This window comes from Streptomyces sp. NTH33 (assembly GCF_003236365.1).
Lineage (GTDB): Bacteria > Actinomycetota > Actinomycetes > Streptomycetales > Streptomycetaceae > Streptomyces.
Map to the genome: position 1 here is coordinate 1 of NZ_POTZ01000711.1, position 2,500 is coordinate 2,500.

Consider the following 2,500-nt stretch of genomic DNA (forward strand, 5'->3'; position numbering starts at 1 on the left):
GGGGTGGGGGGCGTCGGTGCGGGGTGACGGGACGGCGGTGTCGCGTCCCGTGACGCGGGGGCCCGCCGCCGGTACGCCGGGGGGCACCGCGCTCCGCCCGGCGGCCCTCTCGGCCGCGCTGCCGCCGAAGTCGCCCCCCGCGGGCCGTGTCGGCCGCGGGGGGACGGGGGCGTGGCGCGCTTCCGTGCTCATGCACCCCCCGTTTCCTCGTGCCCGGGCCGTTCCCCGGGCACGGCCGTCCTCGTTGCCCCGCCCGGCGCGGACGTGTCGTCACCGGGCACGCATACCCGTACGAGCGGACCGCCATCCCGGCTCAACTCCGCGACCAGGACCGCTGAGTGTCTCCGCCGCGCGTGCGCGTCACTCTACGGGTTGCTCCCGCCTGAGCGGGAGCCGGTCCACGAGCCCGGGGCATCTGCCCGGAACATCCCCCTACCCTGCGGTAATCCGGTCTGGCAGGCTTCGTTCATGACTGCGCGCGCCGCTGACCGGGCCCGTTACGACCGGGCCACCGCCCATCTGGACGCCCCCGTCGCGATCGTGGACCTGGACGCGTTCGACGCCAACGCGGACGACCTCGTCCGCCGGGCCGGCGGCAAGCCGGTCCGGGTCGCCAGCAAGTCGGTACGCTGCCGGGCCCTGCTGGAACGCGCCCTCGCGAAGGACGGCTTCGCGGGCGTCATGTCCTTCACCCTCGCCGAGTCCCTGTGGCTGGCCCGCTCCGGCTTCGACGACGTCCTGCTCGCCTACCCTTCCGCCGACCGCTCCGGCTACGCCGAACTCACCGCCGACCCCGAACTCGCCCGCGCCGTCACGGTGATGGTCGACGACCCGGCGCAGCTCGACCTCGTCGACGCCTCGCGCGAGGGCGGACGCGAGGTCGTCCGGGTCTGCCTGGAGCTGGACACCTCGCTGAAGCTGCTCGGCGGACGCGTGCGGGCCGGCGCCCGCCGCTCCCCGCTGCACTCCCCCGCCCAGGTCGCCGACATGGCCCGTGCGGTGGCCCGGCGGCCGGGGTTCGCACTCGTGGGGGTCATGGCGTACGAGGGTCATGTCGCGGGCGTGGGCGACGCGGTCGCCGGGCGGCCCCTGCGCTCGCGCGCGATCCGGCTGATGCAGGCCGCCGCGCGCCGGGAGCTGGCCGGGCGCCGGGCGGCGGTGGTGCGTGCGGTGCGGGCCGTGGCGCCGGGACTGGAGTTCGTCAACGGCGGCGGCACGGGCAGCGTGCAGCACACCGCGGCGGAGGACGCGGTCACCGAGGTCGCCGCGGGCTCCGGGCTGTACGTCCCGCGGCTCTTCGACCACTACACGTCCTTCCGCGGCCGTCCGGCGGCCCTGTTCGCCCAGCCCGTCGTGCGGCGCCCCGGTGTCGGGGCCGTGACCGTCCTCGGCGGCGGCTACCCGGCCTCCGGCGCGGCCGGCCCGGACCGGCTGCCGGTGCCGTACCTGCCCGAAGGACTGCGCTACGACCCCCAGGAGGGCCCCGGCGAGGTGCAGACCCCGCTGCTCGGCTCGCCCGCCGACGACCTGCTGATCGGCGACAAGGTGTGGTTCCGGCACGCGAAGGCCGGGGAGCTGTGCGAGCGGTTCGACGCCCTGCACCTGGTCGAGGGCGACCGGGTGACGGCGACCGTACCGACGTACCGGGGCGAGGGCCGTACGTTCCTGTAGCCCGCCGAGCGGCTCGGCCCGGCGGGCGGGCGGTGTTGGCGAAGATGGGGGTGCAGACCATCGCTTGTCAGGGAGGGCCGTGTGACGGGACGACCGCTCATCGGGATCAGTACGTACCTGGAGACGGGGGCGCGCTGGGGAGTGTGGGAGCTGGAGTCGGCGCTGCTGCCGGTGGGTTATCCGCGGCTGGTGCAGCGGGCGGGCGGGCTCGCCGCGATGCTGCCGCCGGACGAGCCGGAGCGGGCGGCGGCGGCCGTGGCCCGGCTCGACGGGCTGGTGATCTCCGGCGGCCCGGACGTCGAGCCGGTGCGCTACGGCGCGGAGCCCGACCCGCGTACGGGGCCGCCGTGCCGCGCCCGGGACGCCTGGGAACTGGCCCTGATCGAGGCCGCCCTGGCCGCGCGCCTCCCGCTGCTCGGCATCTGCCGCGGCATGCAACTGCTGAACGTGGCCCTGGGCGGCACCCTGGTCCAGCACCTCGACGGCCACGCCGAGGTGGTCGGCGCCTTCGGCGAGCACGCGGTCAAGCCGGTCCCCGGCACCCGCTACGCCGCGGCCGTACCGGAGGAGACGACCGTCCCGGCCTACCACCACCAGGCCGTCGACCGCCTCGGTGAGGGCCTGGTCGCGTCGGCGTACGCGGCGGACGGCACGGTGGAGGCCGTGGAACTGACCGAGGGCTGGGTGCTGGGCGTGCAGTGGCACCCGGAGATGGGCGAGGACGTACGGGTCGTGCGGGAGCTGGTGCGGGCGGCGGGCGGCGCTTCCGGTACGGCCGGCTCCTCCGGTACGGCCGGCTCCTCCGGTACGGCCGGCTCCTCCGGTACGT

2 protein-coding genes and 1 pseudogene are annotated in these 2,500 nt (G+C 76.4%); 2 read left to right on the top strand and 1 reads right to left on the bottom strand.

Going from position 1 to position 2,500, the window contains the following annotated elements; all coding sequences use genetic code 11:
- Nucleotides 1-192: pseudogene (locus C1I97_RS40845) on the bottom strand (hypothetical protein); the annotation flags it as partial.
- Nucleotides 193-468: 276 nt separating this feature from the next.
- On the opposite strand from C1I97_RS40845, the gene C1I97_RS35335 reads away from it, so the two are divergent.
- Both C1I97_RS35335 and C1I97_RS35340 read left to right on the top strand, forming a co-directional pair.
- The gene (locus tag C1I97_RS35335) at nt 469-1,671 is read left to right on the top strand and encodes an amino acid deaminase/aldolase (protein ID WP_111007037.1); all 1,203 of its coding nucleotides are present in this window, start codon (nt 469-471) and stop codon (nt 1,669-1,671) included.
- A gap of 81 nt (nt 1,672-1,752) precedes the next feature.
- On the top strand, nt 1,753-2,500 hold a 748-nt coding region (locus tag C1I97_RS35340; RefSeq protein WP_111007038.1), incomplete at its 3' end, for a gamma-glutamyl-gamma-aminobutyrate hydrolase family protein.